The organism is Micromonospora sp. U56 (genome assembly GCF_018070095.1).
GTDB lineage: Bacteria > Actinomycetota > Actinomycetes > Mycobacteriales > Micromonosporaceae > Micromonospora > Micromonospora purpureochromogenes.
Genome location: NZ_JAGPYL010000295.1, coordinates 1 through 369, shown reverse-complemented (window position 1 = coordinate 369; position 369 = coordinate 1). Strand labels below are relative to the sequence as shown.

Annotated in this window: 1 pseudogene; it reads left to right on the top strand. The window is 64.0% G+C overall.

The window, feature by feature from the left end:
- Positions 1–369, top strand: a pseudogene (locus KBX37_RS34060) (hypothetical protein); the annotation flags it as partial.

The following is a 369-nucleotide window of genomic DNA, read 5'->3' as shown; positions in this document are numbered from 1 at the left end:
GACAAGGACCACGACAAGGACCGCGGCAAGGACCACGGCAAGGACAAGGAACACGGCAAGGACAAGGACTCCTGGCCGCGCTTCCAGGGCCGCGACGAGGCCGGCACCGTGGAGATCTTCAAGACCACCATCGAGGGCAACAAGGCCGGCGAAAACGGCGGCGGCGTCTTCAGCTCCGGCGGCTTCGTCAAGATCGTCCTGTCGACCATCAAGGACAACACCGCCTGCGAGAACGGCGGCGGCATCTACGCCAAGGACACCACCCTCGACCTCGACAAGGTCATCGTCGCCAAGAACCACGCCGACAAGGACGGCGGCGGCATCTACAACGTCAGCGACGAACGCCGCAACGACAAGGACCACAACGAC